Genomic DNA, 18,985 nt, shown 5'->3' with positions numbered 1-18,985 from the left:
TGCACCCCATGACCGAGAGAGACCCCAAGGACCTGCGCCGCGTCACCCTGACCCGCGACAGCGTCGGCCGCTACACCGTGCGCAACGACCGCGGCGGCTCGATCACCGTCAGCTCCGGCACGGAGGAGCTCTCGCCGGTCGAGCTGCTCCTCGCCGGCATCGCCGGCTGCACGGCCGTCGACGTCGACACCGTGACGACCCGTCGGGCCGAGCCGGACCGGTTCGAGGTCGAGGTGACCGCCGACAAGGTCAAGGACGAGAACGGCAACCACCTGCAGGACATCGAGGTGCGCTTCCGGGTCCGCTTCCCCGACGGCGACGGCGGCGACGCCGCGCGCGAGGTGCTGCCGCGGCTCGTCCAGCGCTCGCACGACGAGTGGTGCACCGTGAGCCGCACGGTCGAGCTCGGACAGCAGGTCACGACCAGCATCGAGTGACCGGCCCGACCGGCCGCCGACCCGGCTCCGGTCGGGCGATCTGCACCCGGTCCGCTGACAGGTCGCCGGACTGAACCGCGTCGGCCGGCCCGAGCCCGGGTCGCCGTGCCGATCAAGGGGCGACGGGTTCCGTCGCGTCGCCGCTCGCCTCGGGGGTCAGCCCGAGACCGAGGTCGACCATCGTCACGAGGCGCGGTGCGAGCTCGGCGATGGCGCTCGGGGGCAGGTCACGCAGCGGACCCTCGAGGGCGAGCATCGCCATGCCGTGCACCGCCGACCACGCGAGCAGCTCGGCTCCGGGCCGTTGCGCCTCGGACAGGACGCCGGTGTCGACCATGGCGTCGAGCGACTCCGCGAGCAGCTGGAACGGGGTGCGCCCGTCGCGGCCGGCCGCCTCGGGGGAGGCGGCGCGGGACAGGTCGACGGGCACCGCGAAGGCCGTGCGGAACAGCCCGGGCTCGTCCATCGCGAAGCGGAGGTAGCCGACGCCGACGGCCCGGAAGCGGGCGCGGGCCCGGGCCCCGGCGTCGAGGCCGTCGCCGACGGCGTCCATCGTGTCGCTGATGACGTCGGCGGCGCGGGCCTGGGCGAGCGACACCACGTGGCCGAGAAGGGCGTCGCGGTCGGCGAAGTGCCGGTAGGCGGCGTTGGCCGAGACGCCGACCCGACGCGTGGCCTCCCGGAGCACGACCGCGTCCGGGCCGCCCTCCTGCGCGAGCTCGAGACCGGCGTCGAGGAGGGCGCGGCGCAGGTCCCCGTGGTGGTAGGTCGCCCGCGCGGTGCTCACCGACCCATTCTGGACCGATCGGTGCGCCCGTGCGGGCGGCATCCGGGGCCCGGCGATGTCGGTCCGCGCGACACCGTCAGAAGCCGAAGCGGCGGGCCGTCGCGCGAACGGCCTCGGCGGACCGGCGCAGGCCGGCCAGCTCGGCGTCGGTCATCGGCACCTCGACCCGGTCGCCGACCCCACCGGCATGGACGATGGCCGGCACCGAGAGGCAGACGTCGCGAATGCCGAGGTAGTCCTCGAGGCGGCTGGACACCGGCAGGATGCGCCGCTCGTCGTTGAGGAGGGCCTCGACGACGCGGGTCGCGGCGAGCCCGATGGCGTAGTTCGTCGCGCCCTTGCCCTCGATGATCCGGTAGGCCGACTGCACGACGTCGAGCGCGATGCGGTCACGGGTCGCCTCGTCGAGCGCAGGGCGGCCGTCCGCGCCGGGCCAGGAGAGGAGGGGCACCGAGCCGACGCTCGCCGAGGACCACAGCGGCAGCTCGGAGTCGCCGTGCTCACCGACGACGTAGGCGTGGACGCTCTGCGCGGCGACGCCGAGGTGCTCGGCGAGCAGGAACCGCAGCCGCGAGGAGTCGAGGACCGTGCCCGACCCGAACAGTCGCGCGTCGGGGAGCCCCGACACCTGCAACGCGGCCCACGTGACGACGTCGACGGGGTTGGTCACCATGACGTGGACCGCGTCCGGTGCCACCTCGACGAGGCGTGGCAGGAGGGAACGGACGATGCCGATCGTCGACTCGGCGAGGTCGAGCCGCGACTGTCCCGGCTTCTGCTTGGCCCCGGCCGTGAAGACGACGACGTCGCAGCCGGCGAGCACCGCGACGTCGTCCGAGCCGACGACGTGCGCCATCGGCATGAACTGGATGCCGTGGCTCAGGTCGAGCGCCTCGGCCTGGACCTTCTTGGCGTCGATGTCGAACAGCGCGACGGTCTGGGCGGTCCCACGCATCAGGGCGGCGTAGGCCAGCGTCGCGCCGACGGCGCCCGCGCCGACGATGCCGAGCCGCGTCGTGCGGCGCGGTGCTGTCGACGGGTCGGTCGACGGGGTGAGAGGGTGCGGGATCGTGCTCAACATGACTCCCGTGCTCGGCGGTGCGGGTCTGCGGCAAGGCTAGCCACCGGGGCCGCGCGACGGTCGTCGACGCCCTGCTCCGCGGCCAGCCGAGAGCGCACCCGCGGTGCAGCGTGCTTCGCTTCAGGCGTTCTGGAGCCGGAGGAGCGCGTCCCGCAGGGCGGGGAGGGCGTCGCCGGCAGTCGCGAAGAAACGGGCGTCGCAGTCCTCGACGGCGACGACGGCCCGGTTGACGACGTCGACGCCGGCGGCGGTGGGCACGAGGTCGCGAGCCCGGGCGTCGCCGGGGTGCGGGCGGCGTTCGAGCAGGCCCTTGCCCTCGAGCGCCCGCAGCACCTGGGAGGTCATCATGACGTCGGTGCGCGCGTGCTCGGCGAGGTCGCGCTGGTTGACCGGGTCGTCGCGGTCGCCGCGCAGCCAGGTCAGGGAGGCGAGCAGGACGAACTGGGTGTGGGTCAGCTCGAACGGGGCGAGGGCGTCGCGGACCGCGGCCTGCCACCGGGTGCTGACGCGCCACAGGAGCAGGCCCGGACTGTCGGCCTCGTCGGTGAACCGGGTCTGCAGGCCGCTCATGCGCGGGCACCGCCTGTCGCGCGGTGGGCCGCCGTCATGGCGTCCTCGACGAGCCGGAAGTCCGCCTCGTCGAGAGCCAGGAGGCCGCGACGCAAGGCGTACCCCCAGTTCGGGGCTCGCGTCAGCAGGAGGCGGTCCTGCAGGTCCGCGAGCGGCACCGGGTCGGCCCGCTCCCAGTCGACGCGCCGGCGGTACGGGCGGAAGTCGCCGTCGTGGGCCTGCCAGATCTCGTCGTCGGCGATGCGCCCGACGGCGGTGAACTCGCGGCACGGCGTCGTGGACCCCAGCTCCTGCTTCGGCGAGTAGTAGACGAGCCCGTCGCCGGCAGCCATGCGCGCGAGGCCGGGTCGACGCCCGTGGTGCACCTGGGCGATGCCGAGCTCGACCCCGCGGCGCACGTGGGTGGCCGAGACGACGCCAAGCCAGCACCTCATCGCGACTCCTCCGCCGAGGGGGCGGGCGCCGTGGCCGGGGCGAGCAGGGCGACGAGGTTCGCCAGGTCCTTCTCGATGCCGCGACGCAGGGCGTCGGGACCGCCGAGGAGGCGTGCCCAGAGGCTGCGGAGGGGACCCTCGAGGCTGACGGTGACGGTGACCTCGGCCCCGGCCGCTACCGGCTCGGCGTGGTGGCGGAACGTGAGGCGCGCCCCGGCCAGGTGCGTCGTGTCGGCGAACGTGCGGTCGGGGACGAGCTTGGTGACGGTGAACCGGGAGCGCGGGCCGCCCCGGGGACGCAGGCGGCCGGTGGCGCCGAGGCGCACCGGCCCGTCGAGGCGGACCCACGCGAGGTCGGTGCTCCACTCGGGATGGGTGTCGCAGTCGGCCCACCTGGCGAACAGCTGCGCGGGGGAGGCGGGGACGGTGGTCGTGAGCGACGCGAGGGTGGTCATGGAGACATAATAAGCGCGCTTACTAAATGGTCAAGGGCTGGACCCCGGCGTCGGTGGCCGGGTCCGGACCGGCTCAGGCGAACAGCTCCTCGACGCACGCGCGGAACATCACCGTGTGCGCCTCGACGTCGGCCGCGGTCGTCGCGGGGCTCATGAGCGCCATGTTGTGGAACGGCGTCAGGAGGATGCCGCGGTTGAGGGCGTAGAGGTGCAGGTACTGCTGCAGCTCGAAGTCGTCGGCGTCGTGCGCCTCCTGGCCGTTGCGCGAGGGCACCCTCGAGAAGTTGTACTCGGCCCGCGCGCCCAGCCGCGTCACGTGCCAGTCCGCACCGACGGCGTCGATGCCGGCCTGCACGCCGTCGGCCCACGCGTCGGCGAGCGGCACCATGTGCTCGAACGCCTCGGGCGTCATGACCTGCTCGAGCGTCGCCTTCATCGCCGCCATCGACAGCCCGTTGCCGGCGAGCGTGCCGCCGATCCCGCCCACGTCGATGTCCTCGAGGTCGACCGAGCGGGCGATGCGGTCGGCGACGTCCTGCGTGAACCCGAAGGTGCCGCAGGGGATCCCGCCGCCGATCGACTTGCCGATGACGAGCAGGTCGGGCTGGAGGCCGTGGGCACCGGTGTAACCGCCCGGCCCGGCGCAGATCGTGTGCGTCTCGTCGTTGACGAGCAGCGCTCCGTACCTCGTCGCGAGCTCACGCACGCCGGCGTTGTAGCCGTCGTCGGGCAGCACGATGCCGATGTTCGTCAGCGCGGGCTCGACGAGGATCGCGGCCACGTCGCCGTGCGACAGGGCCTTCTCGAGGGCGTCGAGGTCGTTGAACTCGACGACGCGCGTCGTCTCGGCGGTGTCGACCGGGGCGCCGATGTTGTGGCGGCGGTCGACGGTGGTGCCGCCCTCGCCGATCGTCGCGAAGGCCTCGTCGACCGACCCGTGGTAGCAGTAGTTGTGCACGACGACCTTCGACCGGCCGGTCAGGTGGCGCGCGTAGCGGATGGCGTGCCGGTTGGCGTCGGTGGCCGTCAGGGTGAACTGCCAGAAGGGCAGCCCGAAGCGGTCGGCCAGGCCCGTCGAGACGGCGATGGCGTCCTCGGTCGGCAGCATCGTCGTGATGCCGCGCCGCAGCTGCCGGGTGACCGCCTCGACGGTGGGCGCCGGGGAGTGGCCCATCATCGCGCCGGTGTCGCCGAGGCACAGGTCGACGTGGTCGATGCCGTCCACGCACGTGAAGTGGGCTCCCGCGGCCTCGGCGACGAAGACCGGGAAGTCGCCCGGCCACTTGACCATCCAGCTCATCGGGACCCCGCCGGGCATGTGGGCGCGGGCGCGGTCGGCGAGGGCGCGGGACGCCGGGTGCGCCGCGGTGAACGCCGCGCGCTCGCGCGCATGGAGGTCGGCGAGGCGGGTGCGGTCGACGGTGCTCATGGCGGCATGATGCCGTCTCGGCGCCTTCTGCGGAAGGGGTGGCGGCGGCGGCCCACACCTTCGGAATCCGTAGGTGTTGGAATGCGATTCCAGTGAGATGGCCCCTTCCCAGAGGGTTGCGCGAACACCTCACCGTGGCATGATCCGGGCATGCTACCGAGCGGTTACCGGGGCCTGAGCCTGTGGCACGACACGTGCGATGACGACTTCGAGCCCCGCCCCTGCCTGGGTGGGGACCTCGACGTCGACGTCGCGGTCGTCGGGGCCGGCTACACGGGCCTCTGGACCGCCTACCACCTCGTCGCGTCCGACCCCACGCTGCGCGTCGCCGTGCTCGAGCGGGAGGTCGCCGGGTTCGGGGCGTCGGGCCGCAACGGCGGGTGGTGCTCGGCGCTCTTCCCCGCGTCGCTGCACCGGATGGCCGCCGAGCGAGGCCGCGACGCCGCCGTGCGGATGCAGCGGCGGTTGCACGACACCGTCGCCGAGGTGGGCCGCATCGCGGACGAGGAGGGCATCGACTGCCACTTCGCGCACGGCGGCTACGTCTCCGTGGCCCGCAACCCCGCCCAGCTCGAGCGGATCCGCGCCGAGGTGAGCGAGCACCACGAGTGGGGGTTCGGGCGCGACGACCTGCGCCTGCTCGACGTGGACGAGGTCGCCGGTCTCGTCCGGGTGCCCGACGCGCTCGGCGGTGCGTGGACCCCGCACTGCGCCGCCCTGCACCCCGCGCGGCTCGTGCGCGGGCTGGCCCGTGCGGTCGAGCGACGCGGCGTCCTCGTCCACGAGCGGACCCCGGCCACCGACATCCACGCCCGCCGCGTCGTCACCCCGCACGGCACGGTCCGTGCCGAGCACGTCGTCCTCGCCACCGAGGGCTACACCCCGACCGTGGCCGGCCGCCGCCGGGCCATCGCGCCCGTCTACTCGCTGATGACCGCGACCGAGCCGCTGCCGGACGACGTCTGGGCCCGCATCGGCCTGGACCGGCGCACCACCTTCGCGGACAACCGGCACCTGACCATCTACGGCCAGCGCACCCAGGACGGCCGGATCGCCTTCGGCGGCAGGGGTGCTCCCTACCACTACGCGTCTCGAGTCTCCCCGGCCTACGACCGCGACGACCGGGTCCACACCCGGCTGCGGGCCATCCTCCTCGAGCTGTTCCCCGCACTCGACGGGGTGCGGTTCACGCACAGCTGGGGCGGCAACCTCGGCGTGCCACGCGACTGGTTCCCCTCGGTGCGCCATGACCGCCACACCGGCCTGGCGTTCGCCGGGGGCTACGTCGGCGACGGTGTCGCCACGTCCGCCCTGGCCGGGCGCACCCTCGCGGCGATGATCCGGGGCGAGGACCCGGAGGACCTCACCACCCTGCCCTGGGTCGGGCGAACCTCGCGCAACTGGGAACCGGAGCCGCTGCGCTGGCTCGGCGTCAACGCCGTGAACGCCCTCATGACCTCGGCCGACTGGTCCGAGCGCCGCACGGGGCGCCGCTCGCGCGCGGCATCCGCGTTCTGGACGGCGATCGGCCAGTAGCCGGGGAGCGCCGGCGCGTCGGCGGCCGGTCAGCCCTCGGTCAGGCCGCGGGTCAGGCGGCTGCGAAGACGCCGTCGCGCAGGACCGGTACGAGGTCGGACGCGTCGAGCTCGGCGGCCACGGCGACGTCGTCGGCCCAGCCCTTCCCGACGAGCTCGCGGCCGCTCGAGCACGCGTGCAGGTCGGCGTCCAGGGAGCCGGCGACGCCGTCCCAGGCGGAGACCGCGACGCGGGCCTCGGGGCTGAGCAGGAGGGGGCCCGCGCGGTGCTCGAGCCGCCGCACGAACGCATCGGCCACGGCACCGACGCCCCAGAGGTCCTCCGCGGCGGGGCGCAGCGAATGGTCCGGCCACCGCTCGCCGGAGGGCACGAGCAGGAGAACCGGTGGTCGGTTCGGGCCGGCCGTGAACCGGTCCGCCAGGTGGCGGGCCACCGCCGTGCGGTTGCGCAGGCACGCCGCGACCACCTCGGCCCCGGTGTCGGCCAGCCGCGCACTCACGGTGGACCCGTTCGGCGAGGGGAGCACGAGGTCGGTGAGTCCCTCGGCCGCGCGGATCGACCCGGGGGAGAGGGTGACGACGCCGACCGAACCGGAGCGAGGGGCAGCGCCCGGCGGACCGCTCGCCTGCGCGGGGCCGCGCGGGTGGGCGAGCACCGCCCCGTGGGCCGCGGCGAACGCGACGGCGGACGTGTCCTTCCAGGGGTAGGGGCGGACGCGGATCCCCCGGTCGACCGCGACCGAGACGCACGTCGTGAAGCTGAGCACGTCGACGACGACGGCGACGACCTCGGACCCGGCCTCGCGGGCGTGCCGGGCCAGGGCGACCGACCCGCTCGGTCCCCACTCGAGGCGGACGAGGTGCCGGTCCTGGCTGTGCCACGCGTCCGTGCCGCTCACCTGTTCACGCTATCCGGATCCCCCGGCAGGCTCGGGCCCGTCCCGGGGGCGCTCGTGCGACCTCCGGCGTCCGGCGTCTCCTGCGACGCCCTGGGCCCGGGAGCCTCGGGCGTCGGGGTCGGCGTCTGCGTGGGGGCGTGGGTCCCCGGCCGTGGCGGGCGCTCGTCGAGCGAGTGCCGGAACGCGAGCGCGCCACCGGCGAGGAGCAGGGCCGACGCGAGGACGGTCGCGACCGCCGCCCGGCGCTGCGACACCGCACGCTCGGTGTGCCGTCCCACCGCGGCCTCCCTCCCGACCCGCCCGGTCGTCTCCGGCCGGGAAGGCACACCCTACGGCGGGAGGCGGTGCCCCGGGCCCGTGAGGACGGGACGACCCGCGACCCACGGGCACGTCGCCGTGAGCCGGGGCTCGCCGTCAGGGCCCGCTCCTCGAGGCGTCAAGCCGCGCGACGAAGCGGGCGGGCGCGGTGCGGCGGTAGGACGCGTCGACGAGCTCGGCGACCTCGTCCCAGTCGACCCCCTCGGCGCCCTCGCGGTGGCGCAGGTCGAGCATGAGCCACCCGTAGGGTCCGTAGTAGCCCGGCACGACGAAGCGGCCGTCCTCGAGCAGGGCGGGCCGGTCGGCCTCGTCCGGCAGCACGAGCAGCGCCTGGCGGTAGGGCTCGGGGTCGTGGTCACCCTTGAGGACGCCGCCGTAGATGGCGAAGACCTTGCGGGTGAAGAAGTTCGGCCGCCCGTGCGACACCTTCTCGTCGGCCCCGGGCAGCGCGAGGCAGATGGCGCGCAGCCGCGTGAGGTAGGGATCGGCGTCCTCGAACATCGTCGGGTGGGCCATGCTCCCACCGTAGGCGCCGGTCAGCGCCCGCAGACGCCTCCGCAGCCACCGGCCCCGCAGCCACCTCCGCAGCCGGCGCCCGCCGCCACCGGTTCGCGGTCGTCGTCACGGTGCGCCCAGGCCGTCTCGAGCGCGTCGGCGAACACCTCGACCGGCTGCGCGCCCGAGACCCCGTAGCGGCGGTCGAGCACGAAGAAGGGGACGGACTCGATGCCGAGCATCCTGGCGGTCGCCTCGTCGCTGCGGACGTGGTTGCCGTAGTCGTCGGACGCGAGCATGACCTGGACCGCGTCGGGGTCGAGGCCGATCTCGGCGGCGAGGCCGACGAGGGTCTCGCGGTCCCCGACGGCGAGCCCGTCGGTGAAGTAGGCCCGCATGAGCCGCTCGTGGGCGACGTCGGCGAGGCCGTGCTCGGCGGCGAGGTGCACGACGCGGTGCGCGTCGAAGGTGTTGGAGTAGCGGGCCCGCTGCCAGTCGAAGGTCAGGCCGTGCTCGGCGGCCGCCGCGGCCAGCGAGCGGTGCTGCTCGACGGCCTGCTCGCGGGAGATGCCGTACCTGTCGGCGACGAGGTCGACGAGGGGCCGGTCGGACACCGGCTCGGCGCCGCGGTCCAGCTCGAAGCTGTGCCAGCGGACGGTCACCTCGTCGGCGTGCTCGAACCCGGCGAGCGCCGCCTCGAGCCGACGCTTGCCGACGTAGCAGAACGGGCACACGATGTCCGACCAGATGTCGATCTCCACGGTCGTGCAACCTACCTCGGCCGCCGGGTCTTCCCGGCATCGGCGAGGTGATGCGGGGAGCAGCGGGACGCACCGGGCGGCACGCTTCAGGCGGTGGCCCGGGCGATGCTGCGCACGACGGCCGCGGCGCAGTCGGCGGCGTGGGTCTCGGGCAGCCAGTGCCCGGCATCGAGCTCGACGAGCTCGTACGGCGCGGCGACGTGCTCGGCGGTCAGGTGCGCCGCCATGGGCCCGAGGAAGGGGTCGTGGCGACCCCAGACGTACGTCGTCGGCACCCGCACCCGGCGGGCCGGTACCGACGAGCGCCGGGATGCGCGGTACCACCCGATCGGCCCGGCGATCGCCGCCGGGCTGGCGAGGTGGTCGGCGTACCGGCGCCGGTCCGGTGCCGGCAGGCCGCTGCGCCGCATCAGGGTCTCGAAGCCTCGGGCCATGACCTGCTCGGGCAGGGCCGGCAGCTGGAACGCGGCCATGTACCAGGAGCGTCGACGCTGGTCCCAGCCGCCGCGCCAGGCCCGGGCGAGCGCGGCGGGGTGCGGGGTGGACAGCGCGGTCAGCGACCCCACCCGGTCCGGGTGGTTGCCGGCGAGGAGCCAGGCGATGCCGCCGCCCCAGTCGTGCCCGACGACGTGGACGCGTTCGCGGCCGGAGGCGTCGACGAGCGCGAGCACGTCGGCGACGAGCTCGTCGGTGCGGTACGCGTCGACCTCGGTGGGCCGGGCACCGGCGCAGTAGCCGCGCTGGTCGGGGGCCAGCGTCCGCAGGCCCGCCTCGTGCAGGTGCGGCGCCACCGCGTACCAGCTGGTCCGGTCGGTCGGGAACCCGTGGAGCAGCACGACGACCTCACCCCCGAGCGGCCCGGCGTCCTCGACGTCGAAGCGCAGGCCGTCGCGGGTGAAGGTGCGGATGCGTCGGTCGTCACGGCTCACCCACCCATCCTGCCCCGTCCGGCCCCGCCCGGCCTCGGCCCGCCGGAGGGGCGGGCGGCCGAGTGCCGCAGTCAGGGACCGGTCAGGGACAAACCGGAGGCGGGGCGTCGCACCGCCGATCTAGGGTTGCACCGTGCCCGACGCCACCGGTGACCCGCGACGGGGCCGCCGGTGGTGGCACCTGTCACGCACCGGGCTGCTCTTCGGAGCCGGATACTTCCTCATCTCGACCTCCCCGAGCCTGCTGCCCCGCACCTGGTACTACCAGGGACTCATCAGCGGGCTGTGCGCGGCGGTCGGCTACGCGCTCGGCGTCCTCGTCGCCTGGGCGGTGCGCGCCGTCGCCCGCCTCATCGACCTGCGGGTGCAGGTCAGCGGCGAGGCGCGCCACTGGATCCGCGTGGCGGCACCGCTGTTCGGGGCCGTCGCGGTCATCGGCATCACCGTGGCCAACGTCCGCTCGCAGGCCCGCACCGCCGCGGTCGTGCGCCTGGCGCCCCTCGACCCGATCGACTGGGCCCTGGCGCTCGCCCTCGCCACCGCCATCGCGGTGCTCCTGCTCCTCATCGCGCGCGGGCTGCGCGGCATGACGCACGGCCTGGCCGAGGCCGCCGAGCGCGTGCTGCCCAAGGCCGTCGCGTCGATGATCGCCGTCGTCGTCGTGGCGACGACCACCGCCTGGGTCACCGACAGCGTGCTGTTCCACCGGGGGCTCGACGTCTTCACCGCCGTCGCCGCGAAGGTCAACGCCGAGACGCCGTCGAACCGCCCGGCGCCCCGCTCGCCGCTCCTGTCCGGCGGACCCGGGTCGTACGAGACGTACCAGAGCCTCGGGTACCAGGGCCAGATGTTCGTCACGAGCGCGCCCACGGCACAGGAGATCTCCTCGGCGACCGGGCGCGACGCCCTCGACCCGATCCGGGTCTACGCGGGCCGCACCGACAACCGGTCCATCGAGGACGTCGCCGACGCCGTGGTCCGCGAGCTGCGCCGCACGGGCGCGTTCGAGCGCCGGGTCCTCGCCGTCATCACGACCACCGGCACCGGCTGGGTCGACGACTGGTCGGCGCAGTCCATCGAGTACCTGAGCGACGGCGACTCGGCCATCGCGGCGATGCAGTACTCGTTCCTGCCGAGCGCCCTCGCCATCCTCACCGACCGCAACACGCCCAGCGAGGCCGGCAGGGCGCTCTTCGACCGGGTCTACGCCGTGTGGCGCACGCTGCCGCAGGGGCACCGCCCCCAGCTCGTCGTCGGCGGCGAGTCGCTCGGCTCGTACGGTGGGCAGGCCGCCTTCCGCGACGCGGCCGACATGCTGGCGCGCGCCCAGGGCGGGGTCTGGGTCGGCACTCCGAGCTTCACCCACATCGCCGCCGAGCTGACGGCCGAGCGCAACGAGGGCTCCCCGGAGATCGTGCCCGTCGTCGACGACGGCCGGCACTTCCGCTTCGCGGCCAGCGGTGACCAGCTGACCCACGACTACTACGGGCGGCCCTACGGCGCCTGGGACTTCCCGCGGTTCGTCTACGCGCAGCACCCGTCGGACCCCGTCGTGTGGTGGAACCCGGCGCTCCTGGGCGAGCAGCCCGACTGGCTGCGCGAGCAGCGCGGCCGCGACGTCAACCCGGACGTCACGTGGATCCCGTTCGCGACGTTCTGGCAGCTGACCACGGACATGGCCGTGGGTCACGACCCGCCCGACGGGTTCGGCCACCGGTACGGCGCCGAGCTGGTGCCCGCCTGGGGCTCGGTCCTCGGCGGCTCGCCGACCGACGACTACACGCGCCTCGTCGCCGGCATCGAGAAGACCGTCAACCGGGTGGCCTGACCGGGTTCGACGCGTCGAAGGAGCTGGGGGCGGCACGGCACGACGCACGGGAGCCCGGGCGGCCCGGCACGAGATGGGACGATGCGTCCTGTGTCGGCGAGCGCGGTGTACCTCATCCTCGGGTTCGCCCTCCTGCTCGCCGCCGTGCTGCCCACCGCCCTCGAGCGGTTCGCGGTGTCGGCGCCGATGGTCCTGCTCGGCCTCGGGGTCCTCATCGGCCTGCTGCCCCTGCCCGAGGGGCTCGTCCTCGACCCGGTCCACATCCGCCCGCAGACCGAGCACCTCACCGAGCTGACCGTCCTCGTCGCCCTCATGGGCGTGGGCCTGGCCCTCGACCGGCCGCTCGTCCTCGGTGACCGCAGCACGTGGCGCCGCTGGTCACCGACGTGGCGCCTGCTCGCCGTCGCGATGCCGGTGACCATCGCGGCGGTGGCCCTGCTCGGCTGGGCCCTCGGCCTGGCACCCGCCGCGGCGCTCCTGCTCGGCGCGGCCCTCTCGCCCACGGACCCGGTGCTCGCCGGTGACGTCCAGGTCGCCGGCCCCCGCACCCGGCACGGCGAGGCGCTCGACGAGCTCGAGGAGATCGACGAGGACGACGAGGTCCGGTTCGCCCTGACGTCCGAGGCCGGCCTCAACGACGGGCTGGCGTTCCCGTTCGTGCACGCCGCGGTGTTCCTCGCGGCGCTCGGCCCGGTCACCGCCTGGGGGGCCGGCTGGCTGGCGTGGGACCTCGTGGGCAAGCTCGCGGTCGGCGTCGGCGTCGGGATCCTCGTCGGGTGGCTGCTCGCCAGGGTGGCGTTCCGCTCGCCCCGGCGCTCGCTGCGCCTCGCCGAGCAGGGGGAGCCGCTGCTCGCCGTCGCCGCCCTCGTCACGACGTACGGCCTGAGCGAGGTCCTCGGCGGCTACGGGTTCGTCGCCGTCTTCACGTGCGGCATGACGATCCGGGCGGCCGAGCGCGGCCACGAGTACCACGCGGCGATGCACGAGGTCGTGTCGCGGCTCGAGCGCCTCCTGACCCTCGTCGTCCTCATGCTCCTCGGCATGGGGATGACCAACGGGATCCTGTCGGCCCTCGACTGGCGCGGGGTCCTCGTCGCGGGCGCCGTCGTGCTCGTCCTGCGCCCGCTCGCCGGGTGGCTGGCCCTTGCGGTGCGGGCCCGGCGGCCGGACCAGCCGGGCGGCCTCGAGCCGGACGAGCGCCGCGCGGCCGGCTTCTTCGGGGTGCGGGGGGTCGGCACGCTGTACTACCTCGCCTGGGCGGCCGGCCAGCACACGTTCCCGGAGGAGCGCTGGCTCTGGGCCACGGTGGCGGCGACGATCGCGCTGTCGGTGCTCGTCCACGGCGTCCTCGCGACCCCGGTGCTGCGCCGGCTCGAGCGCCGACGCCAGGCCACGGCCTGACGCGTCGGACCTCGGACGTCGTGCGGCCCCGGGCTCCCAGCCGTGCCTGGTAGGACGGCCCCATGGGCACGATGACCGAGTTCCCCGAGCACGAGCTGTCCGCCTACCGCGCCGACCCCGAGGGCGACCCCCGCGGTGCGGTCGTCGTCATCCAGGAGATCTGGGGGCTGACCGCGCACGTCAAGGACGTCGCCGACCGGTTCGCCGCCGAGGGCTACGTCGCGCTCGCCCCCGACCTGCTCGCGCACGTCGGCCTGACGCCCGAGGTGGGCACCCGCATCTTCCAGCTCGTCAACAGCGGGAGCGAGCAGGACCGGGCGGCCGCGCAGCCCCAGCTGCGCGCGGCGACGACGCCCGCCCGCCAGCCCGAGTTCGCCGCCTGGGCGGTGCCGGCCCTGCGCGGCGTCGTCGAGGCGCTCGCCGCCGAGCCGGCGGTCCGTGGTCGCATCGGCGTCGTGGGGTTCTGCTTCGGTGGCTCGTACGCCTTCGCGCTCGCGGCCGCCGACGACCGCGTCCGGGCCGCCGTCCCGTTCTACGGCAGCTTCCCGGAGGACGCGGACCCGGCGACCATCGCCTGCCCGGTCCTGGCCTTCTACGGCGAGCAGGACCGCCGGATCACCGGCCAGGTCCCCGAGCTCGAGGCGCGGATGGAGCAGGCCGGCGTCGACTTCACGGCACGCGTCTACCACGGTGTCGGGCACGCGTTCTTCAACGACGACGCGCCGTCGCGCTACCACGCCGAGGTCGCCGCCGACGCCTGGCAGCGCACGCTCGCCTTCCTCGCAGAGCGCCTCGGAGGCTGAGGGCCGAGGCCCGGAACGCTGCTCACAGCGTTCTCCTCGCCGCTTCCGGCCCCGGAACCGACGCCGGGGGGTAAGCCTGTGTCCATGAGCCCCTCGACGAGCGAGCCCGCCGACCCCGCGACGCCGAACTCGCCCCAGCAGGCGGACGCGCCGAGCGCGCCGACGGACTCGGGGACCCTCGATGCCCGTTCGCCGCTCGTCCTCGGCCCGATGCTGCGATACGCCGGCGAGACCGCAGGCACGGTGTGGGCCGAGACGGCGGGACGGGCCACCGTGACCGTCCGCGCCGACGGGCGGGCCTGGTCGGCACCGACCTTCCTCGTGCGCGGGCACCACTACGCGCTCGTCGTCGTCGACGGGCTCGAGCCCGGCGGCTCCTGGGAGTACACGCTCGAGGTCGACGACACGCGGGTGTGGCCCTCCGACGACAGTCGCTTCCCCGCGCCCCGCCTCCGGACGCTGGACCCGCGGCGCCCGACCCGGCTGCTCTTCGGGTCGTGCCGTACGAGCGTGTCCCACGACGCCGCGGGGAACGCCTCGAACGGCGTCGACGCGCTGCGCACCCTGGCCCTGGCCCTCGCCGAGGGCACGGTGGACTGGCCCGACCTCATCGCCTTCCTCGGCGACCAGGTCTACGCCGACGAGACCTCCGACGAGATGCGCGAGTTCATCGCCTCCCGGCGCTCGCTGGAGGAACCGCCCGGGGAGGAGATCAAGGACTTCGAGGAGTACTGTCACCTCTACCGGCTCGCGTGGTCGGACGAGGCCAACCGGTGGTTCTTCTCGACGGTGCCGAGCTGCATGATCTTCGACGACCACGACATCCGCGACGACTGGAACACCTCGTGGTCCTGGCACGAGGAGATCAACCGGACCCCGTGGTGGCACGAGCGCCTCATGGGTGGGCTGGCGTCGTACTGGGTCTACCAGCACCTCGGCAACCTCTCCCCGGACGAGCTGGCGAAGGACGAGGTGTACGCCCCGGTTCTGTCAGCCGCGGCGTCCGGTGCCGACGAGCGCGACCTCACCGAGCCGCTCTTCGACCTCGTGGAGCGGGTGGACCGGCACCCCAAGGTGTACCGCTGGAGCTACCGGCGCGACCTCGGTGACAGCCGCCTCGTCGTCGTCGACTCCCGGGCCGCCCGCGTCCTCGAGCCGGAGCGACGCTCGATGCTCGACCCCGACGAGGCCGCCTGGCTCGACGCCCAGCTGACCGGCGACGTCGACCACCTCCTCGTCGGCACCTCGCTGCCCTTCCTCCTGCCGCCGGGGCTGCACGACTTCGAGGCCATCGACGAGGTCCTGGCGAGCGGTGGTGGCCACGGTCGGCTCGTCGCGGGCCTGGCCGAGAAGAGCCGCCGGGTCATCGACCTCGAGCACTGGGCCGCGTTCGGCGACGGGTTCGTCGAGGTGTTCGAGATGGTCATGGACGTGGCCCGGGGCAACCGGGGCCGCGCCCCCGCGACCATCACCTTCCTGTCCGGCGACGTCCACAACTCCTACGTCGCCGAGGTCGTGGAGCCCGGTCGGCACGGCGCGCGGTCGCGGATCGTGCAGGCCGTGTGCTCGCCGGTCCGCAACCCGATGCCGCGGGGCATCCGGGTCATGATGTCGCTGTTCGCCCGGGGACTGGTGGCACCGATGCGGTTCCTGGCCCGGCGTTCCCGTCACGTGCCCGACCCGGCGTACCCGTGGACCGTCACCGACGGACCCTGGTTCGACAACTGCCTCGCCGAGCTGACCGTCCAGGGCCGGGACCTTGCCATCGTCTGGCGCGGAGGCGTCGTGCGGGACGGCGACGACGCGCACCCCCAGCTGACGACCGTCGGCAGCGTCCGGCTGCCCGCACGGGCCTGACGCGCCCTCGACTCGACCTCGACTCGACCTCAGCTGACCCGGACGACGAGGATGCGGTCGTCGCCGGGGCGAGGGGAGGTGCGCCCATCGCGGTTGCTCGTCGTCACGAGCAGGGTCCGGTCGTCGAGGGCGAGGACGCTGCGCAGGCGTCCGTAGCGGCCGTCGAGGAAGGCCTGCGGGTCGCCCGCCGTCCGCGCGCCGTCGAGGGGGACCCGCCAGAGGCGCTCCCCGCGCAGGCCGCCCAGCCAGGCCGAGCCGGCAGCGATGGCGATCCCGCTCGGCGAGCTCTCGTCCGGGCTCCACTGCACGAGGGGCGACACGATCCCGGGCTCGGACGTCCGGCCCTCGGTCTGCGGCCACCCGTAGTTGCCGCCCCGGCGGACGAGGTTGAGCTCGTCGTGCAGGTGGTCGCCGAACTCGGAGGACCAGAGCCGTCCCGCGGCGTCCCAGGCGATGCCCTCGACGTTGCGGTGGCCGTAGCTCCACACGAGCGTCCCGAACGGGTTGCCCGGTGCGGGCCCGCCACCCGGCGTCATCCGCAGGATCTTGCCGCCGAGCGACGAACGGTCCTGTGCCAGAGGGCGGTCGCCCGCCTCCCCGGTCGTCGCGTAGAGCGCGCCGTCGGGCCCGAACGCGAGGCGCCCGCCGTTGTGGTGCAGCCCGTGGGGGATGCCGTGGACGATGACGCGCGGCGTGCTCAGCTGCCGGCCCGGCGCCCGCGTCGGGTCGTAGGTGAGCGTCGCGATGCGGTTGTCGGCGGCGGTGGAGAAGTACACGAAGAGCGTCCGGTCGGCGGCGAACCGGGGGCTCACCGCGATCCCGAGCAAGCCCGCCTCGCCCTGCTGGTCGACGTTCGACACGACGCCGGGCACGCGCCCGAGGAGGGTCGCGCGTCCCGAGGCCAGGTCGACGCGTCGGACGCGCCCGTCGTCCCGGGTCGTGACGAGCACCCCCGAGCGGCCGGGGAGCAGCGCCAGTCCCCACGGCACGTCGAGCCCGGTGGCCAGGGTCCGCAGCACGGTGGCCGAGCCGGTGGGTCGCCCGGCCCGCGACGTGACCGGCGGGCTCGGCGTCGCCGGGGTCGTGCGCGTCGCCGGCGTCGTCGGCGAGGGGCCGGTCGGGGACGCCGAGGACGCGGGCGCCGTCGACGTCGGGACCGAGGTGGCGGCGGTGCCCGAGCCCGCCACCGACGAGAGGGTCCCGCCGGCGGGAGAGCCGGCCGGTGGACCGCCGCCCGAGCAGGCACCCGTGGCGAGGGCGCCGGCGAGCGTCGCGGCGCCGAGCGCACGCGTGGCGGAGCGGGGTCGCGGCACGGTCTGACCTCCACAGGCTGGTCCACCGAACCTACCCACCCCGCCTGTGGGTGCTGCCCACTCGGGCCCACGGGCCCGTCCCGGCTCGCACGAGGTGCCGACGTCCCGCTCGACGCGGGAACAATGCCGCGTGGTGCGAAGTTGAGTCCAGTGAGCGCAAGATTTGCGAGCCCGGTTTTGACAACGACCGCCCGGCTGACGCAGATTGAGCGAGGAGCTGTCAACCACGGACCACCAGCATCAAGGAGTCACCATGGCACGTGCGGTCGGAATCGACCTCGGTACCACCAACTCGGCCGTCTCCGTCCTCGAGGGCGGCGAGCCGACGATCATCGCGAACGCCGAGGGCGGGCGGACGACCCCGTCGGTGGTCGCGTTCTCCAAGAACGGCGAGGTGCTCGTCGGCGAGGTCGCCAAGCGCCAGGCGGTGACCAACGTCGACCGGACCATCCGCTCCGTCAAGCGCCACATGGGCACCGACTGGCGGTCGCCGGAGATCGACGGCAAGACGTACACGGCGCAGGAGATCAGCGCCCGCATCCTGCAGAAGCTCAAGCGCGACGCCGAGTCCTACCTCGGTGAGACCGTCACGGACGCCGTCATCACCGTCCCCGCGTACTTCGACGACGCCGAGCGCCAGGCCACGAAGGAGGCCGGCGAGATCGCGGGCCTCAACGTCCTGCGCATCGTCAACGAGCCCACCGCCGCGGCCCTCGCCTACGGCCTCGACAAGGGCAAGGAGGACGAGCTCATCCTCGTCTTCGACCTCGGCGGCGGCACCTTCGACGTGTCCCTCCTCGAGGTCGGCAAGGACGCCGAGGACGGCTTCGCCACGATCCAGGTGCGCGCCACCAACGGCGACAACCACCTCGGTGGCGACGACTGGGACGACGTCATCGTCCAGCACCTCATCACGCAGGTGAAGAACAAGACCGGCCAGGACCTGTCCAAGGACAAGATCGCGATGCAGCGCCTCCGCGACGAGGCCGAGCGCGCCAAGAAGGAGCTGTCGACCGCGACCTCCACGAACATCTCGGCGCAGTACATCTCGATGACGCCCGAGGGCCCGATCCACCTCGACGAGACGGTGACGCGCGCCCAGTTCGAGCAGATGACCAAGCAGCTGCTCGACCGCACGAAGGCCCCGTTCCACAAGGTCATCGAGGACGCCGGCATCAAGGTGTCCGACATCGACCACGTCGTCCTCGTGGGTGGCTCGACCCGCATGCCGGCGGTGAGCAACCTCGTCAAGGAGCTGACCGCCAAGGAGCCGAACAAGGGCGTCAACCCCGACGAGGTCGTCGCGATGGGTGCCTCCCTGCAGGCCGGCGTCCTCAAGGGCGAGCGCAAGGACGTCCTGCTCATCGACGTCACGCCGCTGTCGCTCGGCATCGAGACCAAGGGCGGCCTGTTCACCAAGCTCATCGAGCGCAACACGGCCATCCCGACGAAGCGCTCGGAGATCTTCAGCACCGCCGACGACAACCAGCCGTCGGTCCTCATCCAGGTCTTCCAGGGTGAGCGCGAGATCGCCCAGCACAACAAGTCGCTCGGCACCTTCGAGCTGACCGGCATCGCGCCGGCACCGCGCGGCGTGCCGAAGATCGAGGTCACCTTCGACATCGACGCCAACGGCATCGTCAACGTCAGTGC

Annotated in this window: 19 protein-coding genes; 8 read left to right on the top strand and 11 right to left on the bottom strand. The window is 74.0% G+C overall.

Going from position 1 to position 18,985, the window contains the following annotated elements:
• Window positions 1-8 precede the first annotated feature (8 nt).
• Entirely contained in the window at window positions 9-437 is a 429-nt protein-coding gene (locus ACPYOM_RS13965) for an OsmC family protein (RefSeq protein ID WP_481346422.1), read from the top strand.
• 112 nt (window positions 438-549) lie between these two features.
• Here the strand turns inward: ACPYOM_RS13965 and ACPYOM_RS13960 are convergent, their stop codons facing one another.
• From ACPYOM_RS13960 to ACPYOM_RS13935, 6 genes are all read right to left on the bottom strand, one after another.
• Complete coding sequence (locus ACPYOM_RS13960; protein ID WP_481339579.1) at window positions 550-1,224, bottom strand: TetR/AcrR family transcriptional regulator; 675 nt, start codon at window positions 1,222-1,224, stop codon at window positions 550-552.
• Window positions 1,225-1,300: 76 nt separating this feature from the next.
• Window positions 1,301-2,305, bottom strand: coding sequence for an L-lactate dehydrogenase (locus ACPYOM_RS13955; protein ID WP_481346421.1), 1,005 nt, complete (start codon window positions 2,303-2,305; stop codon window positions 1,301-1,303).
• Between the two features lie 120 nt (window positions 2,306-2,425).
• On the bottom strand, window positions 2,426-2,875 hold the full coding sequence (locus ACPYOM_RS13950; protein ID WP_481346420.1) for a MarR family winged helix-turn-helix transcriptional regulator: 450 nt from the start codon (window positions 2,873-2,875) through the stop codon (window positions 2,426-2,428).
• Window positions 2,872-3,309, bottom strand: a complete 438-nt coding sequence (locus ACPYOM_RS13945) for an EVE domain-containing protein (RefSeq protein WP_481346419.1) — start codon at window positions 3,307-3,309, stop codon at window positions 2,872-2,874. The genes ACPYOM_RS13950 and ACPYOM_RS13945 overlap by 4 nt, the downstream gene beginning before the upstream one ends.
• On the bottom strand, window positions 3,306-3,764 hold the full coding sequence (locus ACPYOM_RS13940; protein WP_481346418.1) for an SRPBCC family protein: 459 nt from the start codon (window positions 3,762-3,764) through the stop codon (window positions 3,306-3,308). The genes ACPYOM_RS13945 and ACPYOM_RS13940 overlap by 4 nt, the downstream gene beginning before the upstream one ends.
• 73 nt (window positions 3,765-3,837) lie before the next feature.
• Entirely contained in the window at window positions 3,838-5,193 is a 1,356-nt protein-coding gene (locus tag ACPYOM_RS13935) for a transaminase (RefSeq protein WP_481339589.1), read from the bottom strand.
• A gap of 150 nt (window positions 5,194-5,343) precedes the next feature.
• On the opposite strand from ACPYOM_RS13935, the gene ACPYOM_RS13930 reads away from it, so the two are divergent.
• Window positions 5,344-6,729 (top strand): NAD(P)/FAD-dependent oxidoreductase, encoded by a 1,386-nt coding sequence (locus ACPYOM_RS13930; RefSeq protein ID WP_481339591.1) that lies wholly within the window; start codon window positions 5,344-5,346, stop codon window positions 6,727-6,729.
• A gap of 52 nt (window positions 6,730-6,781) precedes the next feature.
• Here ACPYOM_RS13930 and ACPYOM_RS13925 read toward each other — a convergent pair whose 3' ends face one another.
• The 4 genes from ACPYOM_RS13925 to ACPYOM_RS13910 form a co-directional block, all read right to left on the bottom strand.
• Window positions 6,782-7,627 carry a 2-phosphosulfolactate phosphatase gene (locus tag ACPYOM_RS13925; protein ID WP_481346417.1) on the bottom strand — a complete coding sequence of 282 codons (846 nt, stop codon included), beginning with the start codon at window positions 7,625-7,627 and terminating at the stop codon, window positions 6,782-6,784.
• 414 nt (window positions 7,628-8,041) lie between these two features.
• Window positions 8,042-8,461 (bottom strand): MmcQ/YjbR family DNA-binding protein, encoded by a 420-nt coding sequence (locus ACPYOM_RS13920; RefSeq protein WP_481346416.1) that lies wholly within the window; start codon window positions 8,459-8,461, stop codon window positions 8,042-8,044.
• A 20-nt stretch (window positions 8,462-8,481) separates the two neighbouring features.
• Window positions 8,482-9,201 (bottom strand): DsbA family oxidoreductase, encoded by a 720-nt coding sequence (locus tag ACPYOM_RS13915; protein WP_481346415.1) that lies wholly within the window; start codon window positions 9,199-9,201, stop codon window positions 8,482-8,484.
• An 86-nt stretch (window positions 9,202-9,287) separates the two neighbouring features.
• On the bottom strand, window positions 9,288-10,130 hold the full coding sequence (locus tag ACPYOM_RS13910; protein WP_481346414.1) for an alpha/beta hydrolase: 843 nt from the start codon (window positions 10,128-10,130) through the stop codon (window positions 9,288-9,290).
• Between the two features lie 133 nt (window positions 10,131-10,263).
• Here ACPYOM_RS13910 and ACPYOM_RS13905 point away from each other — a divergent pair, with 133 nt between their 5' ends.
• From ACPYOM_RS13905 to ACPYOM_RS13890, 4 genes are all read left to right on the top strand, one after another.
• Window positions 10,264-11,958, top strand: a complete 1,695-nt coding sequence (locus ACPYOM_RS13905; protein ID WP_481346413.1) for an alpha/beta hydrolase — start codon at window positions 10,264-10,266, stop codon at window positions 11,956-11,958.
• 81 nt (window positions 11,959-12,039) lie between these two features.
• On the top strand, window positions 12,040-13,359 hold the full coding sequence (locus ACPYOM_RS13900; protein ID WP_481339606.1) for a cation:proton antiporter domain-containing protein: 1,320 nt from the start codon (window positions 12,040-12,042) through the stop codon (window positions 13,357-13,359).
• Window positions 13,360-13,421: 62 nt separating this feature from the next.
• On the top strand, window positions 13,422-14,162 hold the full coding sequence (locus ACPYOM_RS13895; RefSeq protein WP_481346412.1) for a dienelactone hydrolase family protein: 741 nt from the start codon (window positions 13,422-13,424) through the stop codon (window positions 14,160-14,162).
• Between the two features lie 84 nt (window positions 14,163-14,246).
• A complete protein-coding gene (locus ACPYOM_RS13890; protein ID WP_481346411.1) occupies window positions 14,247-16,019 on the top strand; it encodes an alkaline phosphatase D family protein in 1,773 nt (590 codons plus the stop codon).
• 29 nt (window positions 16,020-16,048) lie between these two features.
• Here ACPYOM_RS13890 and ACPYOM_RS13885 read toward each other — a convergent pair whose 3' ends face one another.
• A complete protein-coding gene (locus tag ACPYOM_RS13885; RefSeq protein WP_481346410.1) occupies window positions 16,049-17,038 on the bottom strand; it encodes a PQQ-dependent sugar dehydrogenase in 990 nt (329 codons plus the stop codon).
• 1 nt (window position 17,039) lies between these two features.
• Between ACPYOM_RS13885 and ACPYOM_RS13880 the strand changes: the two genes are divergently transcribed.
• Window positions 17,040-17,339 (top strand): hypothetical protein, encoded by a 300-nt coding sequence (locus ACPYOM_RS13880; protein WP_481346409.1) that lies wholly within the window; start codon window positions 17,040-17,042, stop codon window positions 17,337-17,339.
• Between the two features lie 246 nt (window positions 17,340-17,585).
• A partial coding sequence (gene dnaK / locus ACPYOM_RS13875; protein ID WP_481346408.1) for a molecular chaperone DnaK occupies window positions 17,586-18,985 on the top strand: 1,400 nt, incomplete at its 3' end.

The sequence above is a fragment of the Monashia sp. HAY1-2A genome (genome assembly GCF_056755315.1).
This window is presented reverse-complemented; position numbering and strand designations above follow the sequence as displayed.